Consider the following 23,808-nt stretch of genomic DNA (forward strand, 5'->3'; position numbering starts at 1 on the left):
TTTAAAAAGAAGCATTTAAACCAACTGTGATAATTCTTGAAGGAATATATCTGTATGATGTACCACCTCCAAATGATTGTGCTGGCTCTAAACCTTGGATCGCTGTTTTAGCCCATAAGTTTTCTCCACTCACATACATTCTTAATCCAGTCATTCCTAAATCCTTGATGATATCACCATTAAACTTATATCCAACAGTTACACTTCTCAAGCTAACGTAATCTGAACTTCTCAACCAACGAGTTGAAGCAGCAGTCGCGAAACTCGTGTTTACCGTAGTAAGCTTAGGTACATTCGTGATATCCCCTGGTTTTTGCCAAGCATTTAACATATCAATATGCGCAGCATTTCCATTTGGATTAGCAGACATTAACGTCGCATAGTTACCATCATATACTTTTCCACCCCATTGGTAAGTTACCAATGCATCTAGGTAAAAACCTTTGAAATCAAAATTATTTGTAATACTTCCGTACGCCTTTGGCAACGAAGACCCAGAGTAAGCATACATCGCTTTTGATGGGTTGATATTCATCTTAACCCCATCAATCGTTCTTGTATTCGCATCATCCGTTGCAGTTGGATCTTGGATATACAATGCTGAACCATCAGATGGATCTACACCATAATACTGTCTCAACCAATAATCATAAAACGATTTACCAACTTCCAATCTATAGTTTCCACTAGTTTGAACTTGCTGAGTTGGAGGCATCTTCGTCATTTTATTTTTATATGATGAGATGTTCGCTGATAAATTCCAAGTAAAGTTCTTGTTTTTAACAATACCAAAATTCATTGTCGCTTCGTAACCTTCATTCTGAGAATCCCCATTATTCATATAAATACCAGAAATACCAGCAGATTGCATAATAGGAACATAGAAGATCATATCTGAAGTTGTACGCTTATAATATTCTAATGAACCTGAAATCCTGTTATTCCATAGACCGAAATCCAAACCAACATCAAATTGTTGATTCGACTCCCACTTCAATTCTGGATTTCCAATTTGACTGATCAAAACTCCATTTTCTGCAGCATTGTTCCATCCTAATGAATATAAATTCAAATCTGCATTATATCCTGGGCTAGAATCAATACCTCCATCATTACCTACTTCACCGTATGAAGCTCTCAATTTCAACTGATTGAAAATAGAGTTTTGCATAAAGTTTTCGTTTGCAATATTCCATCCCGCTCCAACAGACCAGAAGATACCCACATTGTTATTTGGATCAAATCTTGAAGACGCATCTCTTCTAATAGATCCCGAAAGGATATATTTATTGCTATAATCATAATTCACACGTCCGAAGTACGATTCTTTTGCCAATACAGAAGAACTACCAGAAGAACCATTAATAGTATTGAAATTGATAATCTCATAAATACCATTCATAATCTGGCCCTTTCTCGACGTCCCCATTTCTTCAGACAAATAATTGAAAGACTCATGTCCAGCAATCGCTTCTAAAGAGTGTACTCCAAATTTCTTAGAATAATTTAAAATCTGGTTAAACGTCACTGTTTGATAACGGTTCGCATCCACATATAAATCTCCAGCTGGAGCCCCGTCACCTACAATTGGGTTACGATAGTTTTTATAACGGTAATTTTGAACATCATAAGTCAAATTCGAAATAAATTTCAAATCCTTCGTTAAGTTCACTTCACCATTGATTCTTGCGTTTATTACATCCCTTTTCGTCGTATTTTGATTAAGCAAGGTCTCCTGAATAACGTTTCTTCCAGAACCGTTAATTCTCCCTCTTGTAATAAGACCGTCGTAAATATAATTACCATTAACATCTTTTACTCTCTGCCCATTTGCGTCATAATAATATGGCGAATAAATTGGAGCCATTGTACGACCAATATAGAACGGGTTGATATATGATGAACCACCACCACTATCCGCATTCAAAGTAGATACTCTACTTCCGGAAATATTACCACCTAGCTTTAACCAATTAGTCACCTTACTATTTACATCAACACGCATGTTGTAACGCTCCATTTCAGATCTAATTACATATCCTTCCTCTTTATTATATCCCATGGAAGCATAATACGTCGTTCTATCATCTCCACCACCATAATTGATGTTGTATTTCTGAACCATCCCAACTCTTTGAACATACTTATTCCAATCAAAGTCATTGAAAAGCAAGCTAGCGTTCGGATTTAAGACACCATCAATTACAACTTGATTATTTGGCACATTATATACGTTGTTCAATAAAGTTGGAATCAACTGATTAGACGCATATGTACTTGCTGCTGCAGGTGTCGGATTCGGGTTCGTTGCAGATGGAACTAAATACCCATTATACAAAGCTCTCCATTGCGCTTCGTAATACTGTCCTGTATTTAGCTTCTCATACTCCTTATAAGCTCTATCTACAAAACCTGTAGAAGCAGAAAACTCAAACTTTGAACGACCTTTTCTACCACTTTTGGTTGTAATCATTACAACACCATTCGCTGCAGAAGCACCATACAATGATGTAGAAGCTGCATCTTTCAACACAGTCATCGTTGCAATATCCGAAGGATCTAGATCACTTAATCCCCCTGTATAAACAGCCCCATCCACGATGTATAGCGGCGAGTTGGAAAGCTGAATTGAAGAAAGCCCTCTAATCCTTACACTAATCCCACTTCCTGGCTGACCACTTGAAGTCGCAATTTGCACCCCCGCACCAATACCATCTAAAGCTTTAGTTACATTGGCATTTGCACGATCTGCAATCTGTTCTGAGTTTAGAGATACAGTTGAACCAACAAAAGTTTCTTTCTTTTGCTTACCATAAGCAACAACGACTACCTCCTCAATGTTTTTCACATCTGCCGTATCCGTCTTTTTCGTTTGAGCCAGTACAAGACCCTGCCCTAAGAAGAACAATGCTCCAACACTAAGCACCTTTAAATTTACATTCATATCAACACTATTTGTTTTAGTTTTGACAAAAATGTTAAAAGAAATTAACATACACAAATAAATTAATACTATTCACTAAAATTTATAAATTCGATAATTTTAACGAATATATAGTGTGTAATTTTTAATTATTTGTAAAATTTTACGCATTTTCAGCCAATATTGATTAATGATATTTTTAACATTTTGTTAAATTACCTTAATACCCAACTAATAATTATCCAAAAAACTGACTTTCATCAGCTTTTTTTTATCAATTTTTATTTTTTTTATAGTGAAAATATAATTTTACAATGCTTTTTTAAGGAATAAAAATTTAACATTTCAATATAGAACAACAAAAAGAGCCACCATATGGTAGCCCTTTTTAATTTGATATGAATGTGGAATTAATATCCAGGATTTTGTTGACCAGCCAGCACAGGGTTTGCTGAGGTCTCTCTTGTTGGTATTGGCCAAAGGAACTTATCACTAGAATAAGGAATCTGTTGAAGATCCGTTGGTTTAATTACGTAAGGAGTTCCAATAACATAATCTGCCTCTTTTGGAGACGCTCCACTGATGTATTTAGCCGGAATACCATCCACTTGCACCAAATCATCTTTTTGCAAACGATGAATATCACCCCAACGTATACCCTCTGCAATAAATTCAATTCTCTTTTCTTTAAGAATTGCTTGCACAGCTTCTTTCGGAGTAGCAAATGCAGTATATGCCTGAGTTGCAGGATTAGCCAATGATCTATTTCTAACCGCATTCAAGTCAGCCAAGTAGGTTGCGTCTCCAACTCTTGCTTTTGCTTCTGCTCTGTTTAAAAGAATTTCTGCATAACGGATAATTGGTGAAGCATCAGACCTTGTTGATGTATCCTTATATTTAAAAGTATACAAAGCGGTTCCTGATTTTTTAACCATCTCATCCATCGTTCTTCTCTTATCATCTTTCAACCACTTTGGGTCATTCCAAATAATTGGGCTAATTGCGATAAGCTGTCTTCCCAAATACTGAGAAGCTAAAGCCGCATTAACATCCGGGTTATTTGTCGCAGAGTTTTCTAATGAGAAAACACTTTCTGTATTTGCATAGTTTCCAGCAAATGGTCCATTTGGAGAAGCTGTTAATGTATATAATCCGTTAAGCTTATTAGCTTCTGTAATTACATCATTCCATCTTCTCATATTCAAATAAACTCTTGTTTTAATGGAAATAACTGCTTCTTTAGTCGCATACACGATACCTTCTTTAACAGAACCACGCTGACCTTTAGATTTAATCATTGCTTCCGCTTGATTCAAATCATCAATAATCTGCTTGTAGTTTTCAGCTACACTTGTTCTTCCCAATTTTGAGTTTTCTTCAATTGTTGCTGGAGAAGAACTTCCTTTCGTACGATACACAACTCCCATATGAGAAGCATCTGCTGTATGGTTGTATGGTCTTGAAAAATGTTTTAGCAATTCTAAATGCGTCATCGCTCTAAAGAATAATGCTTGACCGATATAATCGTCACCGATATCTTTTGTAATTACATTATTTTCTACAGCTCTAGTTACTCCTTCAATAACCAAGTTTGCTCTGTTGATTAATCGATACGAATCTAACCAATAATGAATATTATTTGCCGTACCCGAAGCATCCCAAGTTGATGTATAAGTATATGCATAGAAAGCTGCTGTATTTACCATATCTTCACCTCTCATATCATTTTGTTGGAAGTATGCCGCTCCAAAAGGATATCCCCTTGGCGCTCCATCATACCAACCTAATTGAGCAGCTTGATACATACCATTTAATGATAAAGTAACTGCAGAAGGAGTAGAGAATGCTGAATTTTCACTTAACTGATTGTACGGCTCTAAATCAATCACATTTTCTTCTGAACAACTATAAGAAAAAGTTGCTGCAATAGCCGAAAAAAGCAATGCTTTTATTGTTATATTAAATTTTTTCATGTTGTAAATAATTAAAATGATGCGTTAAGACCAATAGACACAGTACGTTGACGTGGAACAGTGTTGTAATCCATACCCCAGTTATCCAATTCCGGATCTAAACCTTTGTATTTTGTAAAGATAAATGCATTCTGTACCACTGCGTAAACTCTTAATTTACTCAACTTAATAGTACTAATCAAATCTTTATCAAAAGAGTATCCTAATGTAATATTGTCAATTTTCACAAAATCACCTTTTTCAACAAAACGAGATGTCGCTTGTCCTTCTAAGTTGATAAATGAACCTCTGTTTGCCCAAAGCATTGGCGTAACACCATCACCTGGCTTGTCTGCACTTTGCCATCTACCCAAAATTTCTGTACCGTTATTGTAGAAGTCCATCGTTAACTGCTCTCTTCTTGATACGTTGAAAATTTTGTTCCCTCCACTGAATCTCGCCATTACAGACAAGTCGAAGTTATTATATTTCCAAGTTGAGTTTATTGCACCAAAATAAGTAGGTAAAGAGTTTCCTAAAATTCTCTTATCCGCCTCAGTTAAAGATGAAGACGCTCCCAAAACTCCTGGATTAGAAGGATCGAATGCATAATAGCTTTGGTTTGCAACGTTTCCTTGCACTAATGAACCATCAGCTTTATAATAAACTGGGTTACCATTCGCTTTGTTTACTCCCCAATATTGGAATCCAAATAAAGAACGAAGAGATTCACCCTCTCTAATTAAATAAGCAGATTGGTTATTGATTACCGGCTTAATATCATTTCCTCCAACTAAAGCTAATACCTTGTTATCGATTAATGATAGGTTACCATTAACATTCCAGCTAAATCCATCTTTCTTAATGATATCAGCTCCAACAGTAAATTCAAAACCTTTGTTTTCCATATCCCCAATGTTCATATTGATTGAGTTATTAGGAACCCCAAGTGATGGAGAAACTGGAACCGCCAAGATTAATCCATTATTCTTGTTGATGAAATAATCTGCTGACAATGTTAATCTTCTATTAAAGAAGCCTAAATCTGCTCCGTAGTTATATTTAATATTCGTCTCCCACTTCAACTGATCGTTTCCTGCTTGAGCGAAACCGATACCGTTGGTATCCGCATACTTATAGTTTCCGTATAGTCCTAAATATGGATAATCTCCAATTTCGCTATTACCCACTTTACCGTAAGACGCTCTTAATTTCAATTCAGAAATTACTTTACTGTCTTTCAAAAAGTCTTCGTTAGAAACTGTCCATCCAATAGATGCTCCAGGGAATGTACCCCACTTGTTTGCTTCAGGTAATGATGACAAACCATCTCTTCTGATCGTTCCTGAGATAAAATATTTATCCGAGAAGTTATAGTTTAATCTAGCTGCATAAGACATAATTCCGTTTTCAGCACGAGATCCTCCAGATGTTTGTACCGCATACGATCCTGAAATTAAACCTCCACCAAAGAAATCATCCGATAAACCTTGACCTCCACCAAAGAAATATCTCATTGTTTTCTTTTGGTATTCATTAACCAAAACAACGTTTACGTTATGTCTATCGAAACTCTTTTGGAAGTTCAAAATATTTTGAATATTCCAATTCAGTCTATTCAAATAGTTATTCTCAATAAGTCCTTTTCTTGAAAATCCATCTCCATGCACTTTATTCCAATACTGCAAACCAGTAGTTACAGATCGCTCCATACCTGCTTGCAATTTGTAGTCTAACCAAGATGTAATTTTCACGTCTCCAGAAACGCTACCTAAGAATCTTGTGAGGTCTGAAGTATACGAGTTATGGTTTACGATATATGCAATATTCGTAAGATCACTGGTGATTGGAATGTTATTTTCCCATTGTCCCACTCTACTTACTGTTCCTGTTGGGTTTGTATAGATATTGTACCCTGTTGGAGAACTCGGATCGTAAATTGGCGTGTTCGGCAATTGTCTAACAGCACTAAACATCGCTCCTGAAATGGAGTTTACCCCATTATTTAAACCTTGATAATTCGTTTCTGAATACGCTAAGTTTGCTGAAATTTTAAACCAATCTGTAACTTTTTGATCCGCATTCAATTTAGTTGTAAATCTCTGCATTGCGTTTGGTCTAATAATACCTTCTTGGTATGTATAACCCAAAGACGCATAATAGTTACCTTGTCCTAAGCCTCCAGAAAAAGACACAAAGTGATCTTGCTGAGAAGCCGTTCTTAGAACCGCATCTTGCCAATCTGTATCATATTGACTTCCTTTTGCCCAAACTGCATTTGCTTTAGCAGCTTTTTCGTTAGCAATAACCAAAAAGTCTTTAGTTCCCAAAAGGTCAAATGTTTTTACAGGCTCTGCAACACTAAACTGATTGTTATAGTTCACTGTAAATCTACCACCTCTTCCTTTCTTAGTTGTAATCAAGATAACACCGTTTGCAGCTCTAGATCCGTAGATCGCTGTTGCAGCACCATCTTTTAAAACTGTCATCGTTTCAATATCTTCAGGGTTAATATCCCCCAAAGCGTTCGCTCCAGCATAACCACCTCCTGTATCACCAGAAATCATCGGCATACCGTCAATTACATATAGTGGACTCGTTCCTGAAGAAATGGAGTTCACCCCACGAATTCTAACAACAGGCGCACTACCAATAACCCCAGAGTTATTTACAACTTGAACCCCCGAAGCTCGGCCCGCCAATTGCGATTCGAATGAAGGCGTGTTAAGATCTGCAATTGCATCCCCTTTCACAGTTGTAACCGAAGACGTAACATCCGCTTTCTTCTGAGTACCATAACCAACAACAACAACTTCCTCAATCTGCCTTTCAGTAGAAGCTGTATCTGTCTTTTGCGCTGAAAGACCTTGTCCAATAAAGAACACAGCCCCAGCAGTTAATACTTTAAATTTTACATTCATATTAAACACATTTTGATTGTTGCGGCAAATATGTTAAAATGTTTTAACATACACAATAGTTTATTATTTTTATTTTTTAACACATAACTTGTAATTATTTTACCACTTAATAGTTAAAATAATAACACTTTTCTAAAAAAATAGCAAATATGAAAATATGGACAAACATTTATGTTAACATTAAATTTAAAATACCCTTAACAAAAAAAAGTCGGCTCCTGCAAATGCAGGAGCCGACTTTTTAATAGGTATATGAAATTATTTCAATTTCTTCTTAACCGCTACTTCTTCGTAAACTTCTAGGATATCGCCAACTTCAATGTCGTTGTATCCTTTCAAGTTCAATCCACATTCGTAGCCTTTGTTTACTTCTTTAACATCGTCTTTGAAACGCTTCAAGCTTTCTAATTCGCCATCATATTTCACAATTCCATCACGAAGTAATCTGATTTTTGAATTTCGAGTTACTTTTCCAGAAAGAACCATACATCCAGCAATAGATCCTACTTTCGAAATTCTAAACACCTCACGGATTTCAACATTACCGATTACTTGTTCTTTGATTTCTGGTGAAAGCATTCCTTCCATCGCTTCTTTAACATCATCAATCGCATCGTATATAACTGAATACGTTCTGATTTCGATTTCTTCTTTATCTGCAAGATCTTTAGCATTAGCACCCGCTCTTACGTTAAATCCGATTACGATACCATCAGAAGCAGTTGCTAATAAGATATCACTTTCTGTGATCTGACCAACACCTTTGTGAAGGATGTTCACCTGAATTTCTTCCGTTGACAATCTCTGAAGCATATCTGAAAGTGCCTCTACCGAACCATCCACGTCTCCTTTTAGGATAATGTTCAATTCTTTGAAGTCTCCCAAAGCAATTCTTCGTCCGATTTCGTCCAACGTAAGATGCTTTTTCGTTCTGATAGATTGCTCTCTTTGAAGCTGACCACGCTTGTTTGCAATAGATTTCGCTTCTTTTTCGTCTTCGAAAATTCTAAACTTATCACCCGCTGTTGGCGCTCCATCCAATCCTAAAATAGTAACTGGTGTTGAAGGTCCCGCTTCTTTCATTGGCTTACCACGTTCGTCAAGCATTGCTTTAACTTTACCGTGATTAACACCTGCTAGAATATAATCTCCAACTTTTAAAGTACCTGCTTGTACTAATAGATTGGTTACAAATCCACGCCCTTTATCTAATGACGCTTCAATAACAACTCCTACTGCATTTTTATCAGGATTTGCTTTCAATTCAAGCATTTCTGCTTGAAGCAATACTTTTTCTAATAATAAATCTACATTGTTACCAAACTTCGCAGAAATTTCTTGCGACTGAACGCTTCCACCCCATTCTTCAACGAGGATATTCATACCCGAAAGTTGTTGACGAATGTTATCAGGATTCGCGTTTGGCTTATCCACTTTGTTGATTGCGATAATCATTGGAACTCCAGCTGCCTGTGCATGCGCAATAGCTTCTTTCGTTTGAGGCATCACATCATCATCTGCTGCAATAACGATAATTACAATATCCGTAGCTTGTGCACCTCTTGCTCTCATCGCGGTAAACGCTTCGTGACCCGGTGTATCTAGGAATGTAATTTTTTGTCCGTTATCCAACTTCACACTATACGCACCAATGTGCTGTGTAATACCACCAGATTCCCCAGCGATAACATTAGCTTTTCTAATATAGTCAAGTAATGACGTTTTACCGTGGTCAACGTGTCCCATTACCGTAACAACAGGCGGTCTCGTTACCAAGTCTTCTTCATTATCCGGCTCTTCGCTTGCTGCTTCTTCTTCAAGATCGGCATCAGCAAATTCAATTTTATAACCGAACTCGTCTGCTACTAGAGTTAACGTATCTGCTTCCAAACGCTGATTCATGGTTACCATAACTCCAAGTCCGAAACATGCAGAGATTACTTCCGTTGGGCTAACATCCATTAAGCTCGCCAATTCGCCAACTGTAATGTATTCTGTAACTTTTAACGTTGTATCTCTAGCTTCCATCTCCATCTGATGCTCTTCTTGCTCACGACGGAAACTTCTTTTCTCTCTTCTATATTTAGCACCTTTAGATTTACCACCTTTATTGGTTAGTTTTTCTAAAGTTTCTTTAATTTGATTTTTAACTTGCTCGTCAGTCAACTCAACAGGCATCACACGTTCTCTACGTCCACCACCTTTCTTATTGTTGTTAGTGTTGTTGTTTCCACCGCCTCGGTTGAAGCCACCACCTTGCTGAGGTCTGTTTCCTCCGCCTTGGTTGTTTTGACCACCACCTTGTTGTTGGTTATTTTGCCCTGGTTGAGCAGGTTTTTCAATTCTTTTACGCTTCTTCTTATTGTTGTTATTGTTCTTGTTTGCATTATTTGCATTCGAAGAAGTTTTTGGTTTCGTCTGGAATTGAGACAAATCTACCTTTTGGTTCAAAATTTTTGGACCATCTAATTTTTGGTAAACCGTTTCAATTTTTTCAACTTCACCAGTTCCTTCAGAACTTTCTTCCGTTGAAGCGGCTGTAGGCGCTGCTTTTTCTTCCACTTTTTCTACAGGTTTCTCCACTGGCTTTTCAGCTTTCGGTTCCTGAACTGGAGCTGCAACTTCCTCTTTTGGCTTTTCTGGAGCCTTCGCTTTTGGCTTCGGCTTCGAAGAAGATTCAATTTGGCTTAAATCAATTTTGTCCAAAACTTTGAATTCTTGTTTGGTTTCTTTTTCCGCCACTTCTACTTTTTCCTCCTTCACGGGCTCTGCAGGTGCAGGTTTTTCCTCAACCACTTCTTCTTTTGAAGGGTTAAGATCAATTTTACCTAAAATTTTAGGTTCCGTTTTGGAGGTCGCTTTCGCTTTAATCACCTCCGGCTCTTCTGGCTCGATAGCCAATTTTTCTTCCGGAACCTTGGAAATAATCACTTCATGAGACGCTTTTCTTTGCTCGCTATCGCTCGCAAATTCTGCCTTCAATGTAGCGTATGCCTGTTCTTCCAATTGTGCGTTCGGGTTGCTTTCCACCTCGAAACCTTTTGCTTGTAGAAATTCTACCAGCCTGGACATCGAGATATTAAACTCCTTTACCGCTTTGTTTAGTCTAATTTTTGGCATGTATTATTGTATTCTTTTTATTTGCTTAGTTTGTTAGTAATTGAAATGAATAAAAGATTAATCTTCGAATTCCGCTTTTAAAATTCCTTTCACCTCATCGATGGTCTCTTCTTCAAGATCCACCATTTTTGCTAATGCTTCATTGTCTTTTTCTAGAACGCTTCTTGCGGTCTTAAGACCTACTTTTTTGAATTCTTCAATTACCCATCCTTCGATTTCATCGGTGAATTCATCTAGTTCTACGTCATCATCCTCAGCTGTTTCTCTATAAACATCAATTTCGTATCCTGTTAATGAAGAAGCCAAACGAATGTTCTGTCCTTGTTTACCAATAACTTTAGAAATCTCCTCAACTGGCGTATATACTAAAGCGTACTCCGTATCTTGGTTGATTTCAATTTTATTGATTGTCACATTTCCTAAAGCTCTCTTAACCAAGATTTCAGGATTTTTAGACCATTGAATAACGTCGATATTTTCATTCTTCAATTCGCGTACCACTCCGTGAATTCTTGATCCTTTTACCCCAACACAAGCTCCAACTGGATCAATTCGATCATCATAGGCATCCACAGCGATTTTCGCTTTTTCACCTGGAATACGAACTGCTTTTTTCAAAATAATTGTTCCGTCTTGGATTTCTGGAATCTCTAATTCTAGAAGTTTCTCCAAGAATTTCGGCGCTGTTCTTGAAATGATGATTTGAGGTTTAGCCCCTTTAAAATCAACACTTTCAACAATGGCACGAACGCTTTCTCCTTTTTTGAAGAAATCCGATGGAATTTGATTTTCTTTTGGAAGAATAAATTCATTCCCTTCATCATCCAACAAAATAACGTGCTGCTTTCTGATGTGGTGAACTTCTCCAACAACGATTTCGCCAATACGGTCACGGAACTGATCGTACAACATCGCGTTGTTATGCTCTTGTAATTTACTCGCAAGAATTTGCTTCAAAGTCAAGATATTACGTCTTCCCAAATGCGCGATTGGAATTTCAACCGTATATTCTTCACCAACTTCGAAACTATCGTCAATTTTTTTAGCTTCGGTAATTTCAATTTCCAAATCATCATCTTCAGACATTTCGTCTTCAACGATCGTTTTGTTTAGGAAAATTTGAAAATCCCCTTTGTCAGGATTCACAATCACATCAAAGTGATCGTCTGAATCGTATCTTTTCCTCAATAAAGTTTTCAGGGAATCTTCAATGATCGCCATCAAATCAATCTTACTGATCCCTTTTTCATCCTTGAAATCACCAAAGGATTCTATGAGTGCTAAATTATCCATCTATCTAGTTCTGATTTTTATTTTCTATTTGTATTAAAATTTCACAGCGACTAGCGCTTTCTTAATTTCGGAATACGGAATAATTTTTTCTTCTTCCACATCCACTTTACCTTTACCGATATCTTTCGGCTTGCGGTATCTCAACATCAAAGTTACGCCGTTTTCGTCGGCTGCAACAATTTCTCCTGATATTTTTTGTTCATCCTGAAGGATGACATCAAGATCTCTTCCCATGTTTTTCACAAACTGTCTCGAATTCGTCAACGGTTCCGAAAGCCCTCCAGACATTACTTGCAAAGAAAAATCTTCTTCTTCGCGGTCTAGATTATTTTCAATTGCACGGCTTGCATCCAGACAATCTTGAAGCGAAACTCCTTGATCTCCATCTAAAGTCACCACAATATCATTCCCTGCAGAAATCTTCAAGCTTATCAAAAACAAATCAGGTCTTGTATCTAAAAAAACCTGCAACAATCCTTCAACTTTATCTTTAAACATCATAGTTTGAGAGTCTTTACCATCTATTTTCGGGAAGCCCAAATCTTGGTACGAAAAAAGGCTTTCTTCCGAAGCCTTCCCATCCTTTCCCGTAAATCTTTTGCAAAGATAGGAAATTTTGATAAAATAAGCAAATAAGATTCGGAACCAATTTGTTACAAATATTTAACAGCCAAAGGAGATTTTTACATTAGGTTAAAAAAAATAAGTATTTTTGCCCCATATTTTTCAAAAATAACAAATGAACATCAGTATTGTAGGTACAGGCTATGTTGGCTTATCCAACGCAGTCCTATTGGCTCAACATCACGAAGTAATCGCTTTGGACATCGTTCCAGAGAAAGTTGAGATGCTAAACAACAGAATTTCCCCAATTGAAGACAAGGAGATTACGGAGTTCTTATCTGAAAAGAAATTAAACTTTAAAGCAACAACAAACAAGGAAGAAGCATACAAAAATGCCAATTATGTTATTGTAGCTACACCTACAGATTACGACCCAAAAACAAATTACTTTAATACAAGCAGTGTTGAAAGTGTTGTGAAAGATGTAAAACAATACAATCCCGAAGCGGTGATTGTTATTAAATCAACAGTTCCCGTTGGATTCACAGAAAGCTTAAAAAAAGAATTGGATTTTGAAAATATTTTGTTTTCACCGGAGTTCTTACGCGAAGGAAAAGCTCTGTATGATAACCTCTATCCATCACGTATCATCATCGGTGAACAAAGTGAACGCGCCCGCATTTTTGCAAACCTACTTCAAGAAGGTGCAATCAAAAAAGACGTTCCCATTTTATTTACTAACGCGACTGAAGCGGAAGCCATTAAACTTTTTTCAAACACCTATCTCGCAATGCGAGTGGCTTATTTCAATGAATTGGACAGTTACGCTCAGATTTACGGATTAGATAGTAAACAAATTATCGAAGGTGTTGGCCTTGACCCAAGAATTGGAAATCATTATAACAATCCTTCTTTCGGATATGGTGGCTATTGCTTACCAAAAGACACAAAACAGCTTTTAGCTAATTATGATGCGGTACCAAACAACTTAATAAAAGCTATTGTTGATGCCAATCGTACAAGAAAAGATTTCATTTCGGATTCCATTATCGCTAAAAACCCTAAAAAAGTGGGTGTTTATCGTTTAATTATGAAATCGGGTTCTGATAATTTCCGCGCTTCGGCAATTCAAGGAATCATGAAACGTATCAAAGCAAAAGGAATTGAAGTGGTTGTATATGAGCCCGTTTTACACGAAAGTACTTTCTTTGGCTCCAAAGTTTCGGATAACTTAGAGGAGTTCAAACAAGAATGCGACATTATAATTTCCAATCGACTAGCACCCGAACTGGAAGATGTAAAAGATAAAGTGTACACTCGAGATCTTTTTGGAAGTGATTAAGACTCTACTGACACAACATCATAAATCACTTGTAGAAATGTTCTTAAAGAAATATGGCTATATTGTGATTCAAACAACAACAAACAAAACACGGACGTAAAAAATATTAATTCGCAGATGAACGAATCTCAGCAAAAATGGACTAACGTCATCGAAAGTAAACACTCCCTATTTGATTTGAAATTTGGTGAAGTTTGGGCCTATCGTGATCTCGTGTATATGCTTGTAAAAAGGGACTTTGTCACCAGTTTTAAGCAAACTGTACTCGGACCTATTTGGTTTTTTATCAACCCCATTTTCACAACCATAATTTATCTGGTGGTATTTGGTGGTATTGCTGGTTTATCAACCGATGGTGCACCTAAGCTTCTATTTTATCTTTCAGGTGTTACACTATGGAATTATTTTTCTTCTTGTTTAACAAGCACCTCCAATGTATTTACTAGCAATGCTAATATTTTTGGAAAAGTTTATTTTCCACGATTAGTAATACCTATTACCATTGTCGTCTCGAATTTGATGAAATTTGGGGTGCAATTTCTTCTTTTCTTTGCTGCCTGGTTGTATTACATATATAATGAGAGCATTCAACCAAACATTTGGATTTTAGCAACACCTTTGCTCATTATACTTATGGCAGCTTTTGCACTAGGTATGGGTATGATTTTTTCCGCACTCACTACCAAATATCGTGACCTTCAGATGTTACTTACATTTGGGGTCAGCCTAATGATGTATGTGACTCCCGTAATTTATCCGCTATCTGCATTAAAAGGGAAATACAAACTTATTGCGCTGTATAATCCACTGACCGGTATTTTTGAATGTTTCAAATACGGGTGGCTAGGTGTAGGCGATTTTTCGCCGTCGATCTTGATAATCAGTAGTACGATTATTTTTCTTTTATTAGCGATTGGCACCGTAGTTTTCAATAAAGTTGAGAAGTCATTTATGGATACCGTTTAACCAATCTAAGAAAGAAAGAAAGAAAGAAAGAAAGAAAGAAAGTAATGAACAAAAATATAGTATTAGACGTTGAAAATGTATCCAAGCAATACAGACTGGGCCAGGTTGGCACGGGTACATTACAACATGACCTTAAGCGGTGGTGGGCTAACATTAGAGGCAAGGAGGATCCGTTTCTAAAAATTGGGGAAACCAACGATCGAACCCAAAAAGGAAGTTCAGATTATGTTTGGGCATTAAAAGACATTAATTTTCAGATTGAACAAGGACAAGCCGTTGGTATTATTGGAAGAAATGGTGCTGGAAAATCCACGTTACTAAAACTTTTATCCAAAGTAACAAAACCTACCACAGGATCCATTAAATACAATGGGAGAATTGCTTCATTATTAGAAGTAGGTACTGGTTTTCACCCAGAAATGACAGGACGAGAGAATATTTACCTCAACGGAGCGATATTGGGTATGACTCGAAAGGAAATTAGCCGAAAATTTGATGAAATAGTAGCTTTCGCTGGGGTTGAGCGATATATTGATACGCCTGTAAAAAGATACTCTTCTGGAATGTACGTTCGACTAGCGTTTGCCGTTGCAGCACATTTAGAATCTGAAATTCTTATTGTTGATGAGGTTCTTGCTGTAGGTGACGCAGAATTCCAAAAGAAATGTCTTGGAAAAATGGGTGATGTAACGAAAGGTGAAGGTCGTACCGTGCTATTTGTTAGTCATAATATGACTGCCGTCAAAGACCTATGCACTTCTGGGATATTAATGAAAAACGGACAGCTAAACTATAAAGGAGAAATTCTGGAGACCATCTTAGAATATCAAAAAGACTACGAACTTTCTAACGCTTATCATGCGGAAAATATGACAACAGCAGCTGGAAACGAACGAATTAAAATAAAAGAATTTTCAGTAAAACCAATTATTGGGAATTTATTAGATATCCATTCAGGAATTAGAGTAAAACTTGAATTTTATAACAACAACCCTAACATTAATTTAGATGCAACATTTGAATTAAGAAATTTTGAAGAACTTGTTGTTTTCCACGTGGCCAAATTAGTCAGCCAAAACCAAGATTCAAAAGTCGGATACTATACGATTGAGTTTGACATTCCGCCACAGCTTCTCAATGCAGGCAACTATTATTTTAAATTGCTTTTTGGAAAGAATCAAACGGAATTGCTATATAGTGTAGATAATCTTATTGGATTTGAGGTAGAGAATGTCAAAGTAGGTGTAAAGACGCATATATATCCTGGTATTATACGACCTGAGTTTAATTATAGTTTAAATTTTAATGAAAACTAAATATCCCCATATCTTAATTTTCGACAAAATAGGTTCATCCCAACTTGGATATATAACCATTGCCGAAGCGCAAAAAAACGTTCCTTTCAATATCAATCGTGTATATTGGACGTATTATACGCCGCAAGATGTTGTTCGTGGTGGGCATGCACATCGAGATTTGCGGCAAGTCATATTTGCTGTTTCAGGGACTATAACGTTCAACACAGAGGATCTTCATGGAAACAAAGAAACTTTCGTATTAGACCATCCAAGTAAAGGCTTATATCTTCCGAATCTTATTTGGCGTGATATTCATTTTACTCATAATGCGGTTTTACTTTGCCTTGCATCAAAAATATATGAAGAAGGTGATTATATAAGAGATTATGACGAATTTAAAAGTCTAAAATAATGTTTAAAGTTCATCCTCTTGCAGATGTGCAATCTAATAATATCGGAGACGAAACAATAATTTGGCAGTTTTGTGTGATTTTAAAAGATGCTATTATTGGTAAAAATTGTAATATCAATTGTCACGTATTCATAGAGAATGATGTTGCTATAGGTAATAATGTAACAATAAAACCGGGTGTGCAAATCTGGGATGGCGTTTTTATAGAAGATAACGTTTTCATAGGACCAAATGTAACCTTCACTAATGATTTATATCCTTATTCAAAAAACATTGCCTTTGAATTAAAAAAAACTACAATAAAAAAAGGGGCATCTATCGGTGCAAACGCCACAATTTTAGCAGGAATTACCATTGGAGAAAATGCACTAATTGGAGCAGGAAGTGTAGTTACCAAAGATGTCCCATCAAATGAAATTTGGGTTGGAAATCCTGCAAAAATTTTAAGAAAACAATAAATAATAATTGGCTTGCAAGAATCTTAAATCGTAAACCTGACTATACAAAAGTTTTCTATGATCAAAAATTTCCGTTATGATATTTCTTTTTTGCGAGTAGTAGCCGTTCTATCGGTTATACTATTTCATTATGAATTTTCATGGGAAGTCCGTTTTTGATTATGCTAAAGGGTATAATAACGTAGAAGTAATTGAATTTTTAGAAAAGTACAAATGATTAAATTTTTAGACCTTCAGAAGATTAACTTAATGTATCAACAGGAAATAGAGCAAAAACTACTTGATGTTTTTCGTTCGGGTTGGTATTTAATGGGGGAAGAACTCAAAAATTTTGAAAAAAATCTAGCCAAATATATTGGTTCAAACCATGCAATAGGCGTTGCCAATGGCTTAGACGCGCTTCGTCTAATCTTTAGAGCATACATAGAATTAGGCATCATGAAACCTGGTGACGAAGTAATCGTTCCTGCAAATACTTACATTGCTTCCATATTAGCACTTTCAGATAATGGTTTAGTTCCAGTTTTGATGGAACCAGAAGACACTACTTTCAATATCGATATTCATAAAATTGAAGCAGCTGTCACCAAAAAAACAAAAGCAATACTTATTGTTCATCTTCAAGGTAGAATTGTTTTTAATGAAGAATTAAAAGAATTAGCACAAAAGTACCATTTAAAAATTGTGGAAGACAATGCGCAATCCATCGGAGCATCATGGCAAGGAATTAAATCTGGGAATTTGGGTGATGCCGCAGGTTTCAGTTTTTATCCTGGTAAAAACTTAGGTGCATTGGGTGATGCGGGTGCAGTTACAACGAATGACGACGATGTAGCTAAAACAATTCGTGCAATCGCTAACTATGGCTCTAACCAAAAATATGTGAACATTTATAAAGGCTTAAATTCTCGACTAGATGAAATACAAGCTACTGTTTTAGATGTAAAACTAAAATATATTGATCAGGAAAATGAAGCGCGACGTGTAATTGCGAAACGTTTTATATCAGAAATTAAGAATCCGAAAATCATACTTCCTGAAAATCCTAAAGACGAAAACGAACATGTGTGGCATGTATTTGTTGTACGATGCAAGGAGAGAGATGCATTGCAGAGTTACTTAACCGAAAAAGGAATTCAAACCATTATACATTACCCCATTCCACCACATCAGCAGGAAGCTTATAAAGAGTTGGCGCATTTATCATTTCCTATAACAGAAAAAATGCATACTGAAGTTTTAAGTTTGCCTATTTCTTCTGTCTTAACTTCTGAAGAAATAGATCGTATCATTGCAATCGTAAATGAGTTTTAAGATGACAAACCAACCATTAGTAAGCGTTTTATGTTTATGCTACAATCAGGCTCAATTTATTAGAGAATCCTTAGACAGCATCAAAGTACAATCTTATAGCAATTTTGAAATCATTATTTGTGATGATGCATCAAAAGATAATTCGGTAGAAATTGTTGAGGGATGGTTGCGAGAAAACCCAGAATTGAATACACAATTTATTAAGCATGCGAAAAACGAAGGCATATGTAAATCTCTGAACGATATCTTTTCACATTCTAGCGGTAAGTATATTCAAATTTTAGCGTTAGATGATATTATTTTGCCTGATAAGCTAGAAAGACATGTTGAAATCTTAGAAAACAGCAAAGACTCAGAAGTTCTTGTATTTTCAGACGCATTAATGATGGATGAAGTGTCGGAGCTTTATGACAATCGATTTATTGGATATCACTTGAGCTACCTACGATTAGAAAGCGGGAATTTCTATGATAGACTGATGAATAACAACTTCATTCCAGCTATGTCTGTTTTGATGAAAGCAGAACGGATTAAAGAAGAAGGTGGTTGGGACGAAAATCTCACATTTGAAGATTTTGATATGTGGTTACGCCTCAGCCTAAAATACTATTTCATATTTGACCATACACCATCATGTAAATATAGAATTCATAGCAATAACACCCATAAAAGACAATCGTTTTTGCTAGCGTCCTATTTTGATATTTACCAAAAACATTCGAATCATCCAACTGCTAAAACAAAGCTCTTCAACATTGTTGAAAAATTGTACTTTGAAAGACAGCTTAAAAATGAGCATATCAAATATTTTCAGCTCTATAAACCGGAAACATTCTCGGAGAGACTTTTAAAAAGCAATAAATTCAGAAAGCTGTATAAACTCATGTTAGTAAAAAGCAGGGTTTTTTAAGCTTTCGTAATTATTATTTTTCACACAATTATGAAGATTTCCGTTGCATTATGCACTTACAATGGCGAAAAATATCTGAAGGAACAGTTGGATAGTATTCTTTCTCAATCTGTTTTACCAGATGAAATCGTCGTTTGCGATGATGTTTCTCAAGACTCTACTTTTGACATTTTGCAGCAATACAAAAATCAATATCCTGAAATCTTCAGAATCGAAAGAAATAAGGAAAATTTGGGCTATGTAAAGAATTTTGAAAAAGCTATTATGATGTGTTCTGGTAATCTTATTTTTCTTTCTGATCAAGATGACATCTGGTTCGAAAACAAAGTTGAATCCATCAGAAATGCACTATCCGAAAACCCGAATATAAACGTCATTTGTCATAATATTGAGTTATTTAGCGAGTCAAACATTCCGGAAAAAGATTATTGGAAAGCAAGAAAGTTCTATCCTCAAAAAACAAACGCAGAACTTTTAGAATTTGTTTTTTTATCAGGGAATATTTTCCCCGGAATGACAATGGCTATATCGAAAAAAGCAAAAGACTTATACTTTCCCTTAAAAAAATTAAATCATTTGATTATTCATGATTTCGAACTTATTATTCAAGCTTGTCGAGACGGGTCGTTTTATGTGACAAATGAAATCTTAGCTAAATACCGACTTCATGAAAATCAAAATATCGGCTTTAATACAGATTACGTTGAAAAAAACATTTCAATTGTCAGTTTACATACCAAATATAAAAGTGTAGAGTATAATAATCAAATCATAAAAGAGTTTCAGTTACCTTCGGAGCTTTCTGATAAATATCAAAATCTGCTAAAAAGAGACACAGAGCAATACATCAACCAATATCCAAGATGGAAAAGACCTTACATCAGGCTAAAACTAAAATACTATTTTAAGCTAAACTTAAATTCATGATTTCCATTATAACCTCAACATATAAGCCCGAAAACCTACAAAAACTCACAAAAAGTATTACGGAGACCATTGATGTTCATTATGAAATTATTGACGTTCATAACCCAGGTAGCATGAGTATATGTGAAGCATACAATCTTGGTGCATCAAAGGCGAATTTTGATTGTCTTCTCTTTATTCATGATGACATTATTTTTCAGACTAAGAATTGGGGTTCAATTTTACTAAACCATTTTAAAAATCCAACTGTTGGTGTGGTTGGCTTGGTTGGCTCCAATTATGTTCCAGCTGCTCCTAGTGGCTGGTATATCGAAAAAGACTTCCAAGAAAAAGAAATTGAGAACACTCCGTGTATTGCTTTAGACGGTGTATTACTTTCCTGTACTAAAGAAAAGTTTAATCAAGTAAAATTCAACAGTCAAGACATTAAAGGTTTTCATGGTTACGATTACGATTTCAGCCTGAGAATGAGCAAATTATATCAAAACTTCATCATACATGATATTGAAATTGAACATTTCTCATCTGGCAATCCCAATAAAATGTACTTGGATAACAATATTATCATCAGGGAAAAATTAGGTAGCCATTTTAATGACAAAAATGATTCTAGAAAAGAAGGCATTGCATTTCGGAATTTTTTGAATTCATATTTCAAATACTACCCATGTAATTTCAAACAGATAGTGTTTACATTAAAATTTTTTCCTTTATTTAAGATAAATTTCAGAGACACATTGTCTATACTGAAAAAGTATTTTCAGATTATTAGATATCGAAAAACCATTACGTTACTAGATGCCTAGTTTTATACATATTATTACAACTCGATTTAATGTACCAACAAAAACATGGGACATAACTCGTGATGGCACAAAAACACTTACCAATGCTTGGTTGGAAGATCGTTTTGATATTTTTCTAAAATATTGTTTACCTTCATTCCAAAACCAAAGTCTGAAGAGTTTCGTTTGGTTGGTCTTTTTCGATACGCAAACACCTGAAAAGTATTTAAAGATTATCGCTGAAATACGGAGAGAATTTCCTGTTTTCACCCCCGTCTATGTTAGTGATTTCGATGAAATGACACAGCGATTACAGGAAATTATCCCGACTTATTTTTTAAGCGACACACAATTTCTTTTGACTACAGATATTGATAATGACGATATGCTGCACAAGAATTTTGTACAAGAAGTACAAAACCGTTTTCAACCTGTTCATGATTTGGTTATTGATATGCGACTTGGGCTTCAGCTAACAAAGCTTAACAACAATAAGGCTTTTGTAAATCATTTCTTTCAAGTCGCTAGTCCATTTGTGAGTTTAGTAGAAAATAGTTTTAATTTTAAAACGGTAACAAAAGAACGGCATTTAAATTATAGAAACTATCCAAATTTGGTTTTTCAGGACAAAGAGCCTATGTTCATACAATTTATTCATGAGAATAATCTTGTGAACGCTACTATGAGAAACAATAAACGTCTTGCTGCAATACAATATTCAGACTTTGGTATTTCGCCTGAAAATGAATTTACTATTTCAAAAATTTCTACTTTCGTTTACAATATAAAACGGAGCCTTAAAACACTTGTAAACCTGATTACAAAAAACAATAATGATAAAAGACCTATTTAACATCAATTTAAGATTTTCCAAAGATTGGCTCACACAAAATAAAGCCAATTTAAAAACGGGAATTTCCGCAAAAGAACGCCGTCGAATCTTGCAACCACAATATATAGAAAATAATACAACAACTATTTTTGGAAAACAGTTTGCTTATAGCAGTGCAACGGCAATGCTACATTCACTTGACGAAATTTTCAAAAGTGACATTTATAAGTTTAATAGCGATACCGAAACACCTTTAATTATTGATTGTGGAGCTAATATGGGACTTAGTGTTATTTACTTGAAAAAACAATTTCCAAAATCAACAATTATTGCTTTTGAGCCGGATGCAAAAATTTGCGAACTGCTGAAAAAGAATGTAGAAACATACTTCAAAAACGACCAGATCACGATTCATGAAAAAGCAGTTTGGGTAGAGGATACGACATTAACATTTTACGCAGATGGTGGATTATCCGGTTCTACTGTTGTGGATTTTTCACATAAAAACAACCAAAGAAAAGTAGCCGCAACAGACCTAAAAAAGTTTCTAACTCAAAAAGTAGATTTCCTCAAAATTGATATCGAAGGAGCTGAGAACACATTGATTTTTGATATTGAAGAACATTTAAAAAATGTAAATCATCTTTTTCTAGAATATCACGGAATAAAAAATGAAGAACAAAATCTTGGCGAAATATTGAATCTTCTAAAAAAATCAGGTTTTCAATATTATATAAGAGTTGCCGCAGAAACCATTAGATATCCTTTCTGCAATGAAGAGCCTAAAAACTTCAATCAACAACTTAACATCTTTTGTTATAGAAAATAATAAGCAATGCCTAAAATATACGTTATCATAGTAACCTACAACGCCATGAAGTGGACAGAAAGGTGTTTTTCGAGTTTACGAAAATCATCAATACCTGTAAAAATCATTGTGGTGGATAATGGTTCTACTGATGGAACCCAAGACTTTATAAAAACTAATTTCCCAGAAGTAGATTTTATCCAATCAGATGAAAATTTAGGCTTTGGCAAAGCCAATAATCTAGGGATTGAAAAAGCGTATCAACAAGGCGCGGATTTCTTTTATTTGATGAATCAAGATGCTTGGATTTTTGAAGACAGTATTCAAAAAATATTAGACGTGTACAACGGCTATCCCAACAAAAGTGAAATTGGTGTATTAAGCCCCATGCATTTGGATAGTTCTGAGCAACTTTTTGATTTGCATTTTGAGCGATATTTAGCTCGTTTCACGGAATTTAATAGACTTTTTTCGGATATGTATTCTGGAAACCTAAAGGAGTTTTATCCTATTAATTTTGTAAATGCAGCTCATTGGCTACTTCCAAAATCTACCGTCGAAAAAGTGGGTGGCTTCAACCCATTCTTTTTTCATGGAGCCGAAGATTATGATTACATCAATAGAGTAAATTTTCATAATCTTAAAACCATTATTTGCACCAAAAGTAAAGTGGTTCATGATGCAAAAAAAGTAAAACCTCAAGAAGATGCAACTTTAGCGCTTAAAAACAAAAGAATCTCGATGAGAATGCAGCGGGAAACGAAATATTTGGACCCTAATTATAATTTCAACCTTAAACGAGAAAAGAAAGAATTCATCTCTAACATTATAAAACTTAAGCTAAAAGGAAACAGTGATGAAAGTAATTTTTACAAAGCAATGTTTAATTATTTTAAACCAAAATTCAGTGAAATTGAAGAATTGAGAAAACAGATTTATACGGAGCAAAATGTTTTTTTAAAACTTAAATCGTAATTTTTTGC

The 23,808-nt window shown here is 35.4% G+C and carries 18 protein-coding genes; 12 read left to right on the plus strand and 6 right to left on the minus strand.

The annotated features are described in order from the left end of the window. Position 1: 1 nt before the first annotated feature. The 6 genes from AC5XHR_RS06740 to rimP form a co-directional block, all read right to left on the minus strand. Positions 2 to 2,944, minus strand: coding sequence for a SusC/RagA family TonB-linked outer membrane protein (locus AC5XHR_RS06740; RefSeq protein WP_495950013.1), 2,943 nt, complete (start codon positions 2,942 to 2,944; stop codon positions 2 to 4). Between the two features lie 389 nt (positions 2,945 to 3,333). After that, positions 3,334 to 4,896 (minus strand): RagB/SusD family nutrient uptake outer membrane protein, encoded by a 1,563-nt coding sequence (locus tag AC5XHR_RS06745; RefSeq protein ID WP_495950014.1) that lies wholly within the window; start codon positions 4,894 to 4,896, stop codon positions 3,334 to 3,336. Positions 4,897 to 4,907: 11 nt separating this feature from the next. After that, complete coding sequence (locus AC5XHR_RS06750; protein ID WP_495950015.1) at positions 4,908 to 7,796, minus strand: SusC/RagA family TonB-linked outer membrane protein; 2,889 nt, start codon at positions 7,794 to 7,796, stop codon at positions 4,908 to 4,910. Positions 7,797 to 8,054: 258 nt separating this feature from the next. Beyond that, entirely contained in the window at positions 8,055 to 10,916 is a 2,862-nt protein-coding gene (gene infB, locus AC5XHR_RS06755; protein ID WP_495950016.1) for a translation initiation factor IF-2, read from the minus strand. Between the two features lie 57 nt (positions 10,917 to 10,973). Beyond that, a complete protein-coding gene (nusA, locus tag AC5XHR_RS06760) occupies positions 10,974 to 12,209 on the minus strand; it encodes a transcription termination factor NusA (RefSeq protein ID WP_495950017.1) in 1,236 nt (411 codons plus the stop codon). A 33-nt stretch (positions 12,210 to 12,242) separates the two neighbouring features. Next, positions 12,243 to 12,710 carry a ribosome assembly cofactor RimP gene (rimP, locus tag AC5XHR_RS06765; RefSeq protein ID WP_495950018.1) on the minus strand — a complete coding sequence of 156 codons (468 nt, stop codon included), beginning with the start codon at positions 12,708 to 12,710 and terminating at the stop codon, positions 12,243 to 12,245. Between the two features lie 238 nt (positions 12,711 to 12,948). Between rimP and AC5XHR_RS06770 the strand changes: the two genes are divergently transcribed. From AC5XHR_RS06770 to AC5XHR_RS06825, 12 genes are all read left to right on the plus strand, one after another. Then, positions 12,949 to 14,115: a nucleotide sugar dehydrogenase gene (locus AC5XHR_RS06770; protein WP_495950019.1), complete on the plus strand. Its 1,167-nt coding sequence runs from the start codon at positions 12,949 to 12,951 to the stop codon at positions 14,113 to 14,115. Positions 14,116 to 14,232: 117 nt separating this feature from the next. After that, the gene (locus tag AC5XHR_RS06775; protein ID WP_495950020.1) at positions 14,233 to 15,081 is read left to right on the plus strand and encodes an ABC transporter permease; all 849 of its coding nucleotides are present in this window, start codon (positions 14,233 to 14,235) and stop codon (positions 15,079 to 15,081) included. A gap of 44 nt (positions 15,082 to 15,125) precedes the next feature. Further along, the gene (locus AC5XHR_RS06780) at positions 15,126 to 16,397 is read left to right on the plus strand and encodes an ABC transporter ATP-binding protein (protein ID WP_495950021.1); all 1,272 of its coding nucleotides are present in this window, start codon (positions 15,126 to 15,128) and stop codon (positions 16,395 to 16,397) included. Then, complete coding sequence (locus tag AC5XHR_RS06785) at positions 16,387 to 16,791, plus strand: sugar 3,4-ketoisomerase (protein WP_495950022.1); 405 nt, start codon at positions 16,387 to 16,389, stop codon at positions 16,789 to 16,791. Before AC5XHR_RS06780 ends, AC5XHR_RS06785 begins: the two co-directional genes overlap by 11 nt. Further along, positions 16,791 to 17,249, plus strand: coding sequence for an acyltransferase (locus AC5XHR_RS06790; protein ID WP_495950023.1), 459 nt, complete (start codon positions 16,791 to 16,793; stop codon positions 17,247 to 17,249). The genes AC5XHR_RS06785 and AC5XHR_RS06790 overlap by 1 nt, the downstream gene beginning before the upstream one ends. Positions 17,250 to 17,462: 213 nt before the next feature. After that, a complete protein-coding gene (locus AC5XHR_RS06795; RefSeq protein WP_495950024.1) occupies positions 17,463 to 18,563 on the plus strand; it encodes a DegT/DnrJ/EryC1/StrS family aminotransferase in 1,101 nt (366 codons plus the stop codon). A gap of 1 nt (position 18,564) precedes the next feature. Continuing rightward, positions 18,565 to 19,473 carry a glycosyltransferase gene (locus AC5XHR_RS06800; RefSeq protein ID WP_495950025.1) on the plus strand — a complete coding sequence of 303 codons (909 nt, stop codon included), beginning with the start codon at positions 18,565 to 18,567 and terminating at the stop codon, positions 19,471 to 19,473. 30 nt (positions 19,474 to 19,503) lie between these two features. Continuing rightward, the gene (locus AC5XHR_RS06805) at positions 19,504 to 20,400 is read left to right on the plus strand and encodes a glycosyltransferase (RefSeq protein WP_495950026.1); all 897 of its coding nucleotides are present in this window, start codon (positions 19,504 to 19,506) and stop codon (positions 20,398 to 20,400) included. Beyond that, the gene (locus AC5XHR_RS06810; RefSeq protein WP_495950027.1) at positions 20,397 to 21,206 is read left to right on the plus strand and encodes a glycosyltransferase; all 810 of its coding nucleotides are present in this window, start codon (positions 20,397 to 20,399) and stop codon (positions 21,204 to 21,206) included. Before AC5XHR_RS06805 ends, AC5XHR_RS06810 begins: the two co-directional genes overlap by 4 nt. Continuing rightward, positions 21,199 to 22,038, plus strand: a complete 840-nt coding sequence (locus tag AC5XHR_RS06815) for a glycosyltransferase (RefSeq protein ID WP_495950028.1) — start codon at positions 21,199 to 21,201, stop codon at positions 22,036 to 22,038. Before AC5XHR_RS06810 ends, AC5XHR_RS06815 begins: the two co-directional genes overlap by 8 nt. Continuing rightward, entirely contained in the window at positions 22,019 to 22,846 is an 828-nt protein-coding gene (locus AC5XHR_RS06820) for an FkbM family methyltransferase (protein WP_495950029.1), read from the plus strand. The genes AC5XHR_RS06815 and AC5XHR_RS06820 overlap by 20 nt, the downstream gene beginning before the upstream one ends. 6 nt (positions 22,847 to 22,852) lie before the next feature. Then, on the plus strand, positions 22,853 to 23,800 hold the full coding sequence (locus AC5XHR_RS06825) for a glycosyltransferase family 2 protein (protein ID WP_495950030.1): 948 nt from the start codon (positions 22,853 to 22,855) through the stop codon (positions 23,798 to 23,800). Positions 23,801 to 23,808: the final 8 nt, after the last annotated feature.

The organism is Kaistella sp. CFF1-2, from assembly GCF_059509915.1.

What these genes read in the sequence shown, in the direction of transcription:
- AC5XHR_RS06740 (WP_495950013.1), bottom strand. Translation starts at nt 2,944, where the DNA reads ATGAATGTAAATTTAAAGGTGCTTAGTGTTGGAGCATTGTTCTTCTTA.
- AC5XHR_RS06745 (WP_495950014.1), bottom strand. Translation starts at nt 4,896, where the DNA reads ATGAAAAAATTTAATATAACAATAAAAGCATTGCTTTTTTCGGCTATT.
- AC5XHR_RS06750 (WP_495950015.1), bottom strand. Translation starts at nt 7,796, where the DNA reads ATGAATGTAAAATTTAAAGTATTAACTGCTGGGGCTGTGTTCTTTATT.
- infB (WP_495950016.1), bottom strand. Translation starts at nt 10,916, where the DNA reads ATGCCAAAAATTAGACTAAACAAAGCGGTAAAGGAGTTTAATATCTCG.
- nusA (WP_495950017.1), bottom strand. Translation starts at nt 12,209, where the DNA reads ATGGATAATTTAGCACTCATAGAATCCTTTGGTGATTTCAAGGATGAA.
- rimP (WP_495950018.1), bottom strand. Translation starts at nt 12,710, where the DNA reads ATGATGTTTAAAGATAAAGTTGAAGGATTGTTGCAGGTTTTTTTAGAT.
- AC5XHR_RS06770 (WP_495950019.1), top strand. Translation starts at nt 12,949, where the DNA reads ATGAACATCAGTATTGTAGGTACAGGCTATGTTGGCTTATCCAACGCA.
- AC5XHR_RS06775 (WP_495950020.1), top strand. Translation starts at nt 14,233, where the DNA reads ATGAACGAATCTCAGCAAAAATGGACTAACGTCATCGAAAGTAAACAC.
- AC5XHR_RS06780 (WP_495950021.1), top strand. Translation starts at nt 15,126, where the DNA reads ATGAACAAAAATATAGTATTAGACGTTGAAAATGTATCCAAGCAATAC.
- AC5XHR_RS06785 (WP_495950022.1), top strand. Translation starts at nt 16,387, where the DNA reads ATGAAAACTAAATATCCCCATATCTTAATTTTCGACAAAATAGGTTCA.
- AC5XHR_RS06790 (WP_495950023.1), top strand. Translation starts at nt 16,791, where the DNA reads ATGTTTAAAGTTCATCCTCTTGCAGATGTGCAATCTAATAATATCGGA.
- AC5XHR_RS06795 (WP_495950024.1), top strand. Translation starts at nt 17,463, where the DNA reads ATGATTAAATTTTTAGACCTTCAGAAGATTAACTTAATGTATCAACAG.
- AC5XHR_RS06800 (WP_495950025.1), top strand. Translation starts at nt 18,565, where the DNA reads ATGACAAACCAACCATTAGTAAGCGTTTTATGTTTATGCTACAATCAG.
- AC5XHR_RS06805 (WP_495950026.1), top strand. Translation starts at nt 19,504, where the DNA reads ATGAAGATTTCCGTTGCATTATGCACTTACAATGGCGAAAAATATCTG.
- AC5XHR_RS06810 (WP_495950027.1), top strand. Translation starts at nt 20,397, where the DNA reads ATGATTTCCATTATAACCTCAACATATAAGCCCGAAAACCTACAAAAA.
- AC5XHR_RS06815 (WP_495950028.1), top strand. Translation starts at nt 21,199, where the DNA reads ATGCCTAGTTTTATACATATTATTACAACTCGATTTAATGTACCAACA.
- AC5XHR_RS06820 (WP_495950029.1), top strand. Translation starts at nt 22,019, where the DNA reads ATGATAAAAGACCTATTTAACATCAATTTAAGATTTTCCAAAGATTGG.
- AC5XHR_RS06825 (WP_495950030.1), top strand. Translation starts at nt 22,853, where the DNA reads ATGCCTAAAATATACGTTATCATAGTAACCTACAACGCCATGAAGTGG.